This window comes from Parachitinimonas caeni, assembly GCF_030129945.1.
GTDB classification, from domain to species: Bacteria; Pseudomonadota; Gammaproteobacteria; order Burkholderiales; family Chitinimonadaceae; genus Parachitinimonas; species Parachitinimonas caeni.
The window spans coordinates 1-350 of record NZ_JARRAF010000228.1 but is presented as its reverse complement, the minus strand read 5'-3'; the positions used below and the strand labels follow the sequence as shown (position 1 = coordinate 350).

Genomic DNA, 350 nt, shown 5'->3' with positions numbered 1-350 from the left:
CAGGTGGATGTGAAGGTGCTGTCGGTGCAGACCAGTGATAACGGCGATCTGGGCCTCGACTGGACGGCGGTCTATCAGAAGCTCACCAGCAATGGCCTGGGCAATATCGGCTGGAGTTTCGGCTCGGGCAGCAATCTCACCGATGTCACCATGCCCAAGATCGGCGTGATTTCAAGCCGTGACGATGCCAACAGCTCCCGCCGCTACGACGCCATGTTCAAGGCGCTGAACGAGGTCGGCCGCGCCAGTCTGGTCCGTAGCGCCACGGTGCTGACCACCAACAACCGGCCGGTGCCCGTCACCCAGGTGACGCAAACCGTGTATCTGGCCAAGACCACAGCTTCATCCGG

The 350-nt window shown here is 61.7% G+C and carries 1 protein-coding gene; it reads left to right on the top strand.

The annotated features are described in order from the left end of the window. Positions 1 to 350 (top strand): hypothetical protein (locus tag PZA18_RS24440; protein ID WP_308447464.1); only part of this gene is annotated, 350 nt, incomplete at both ends.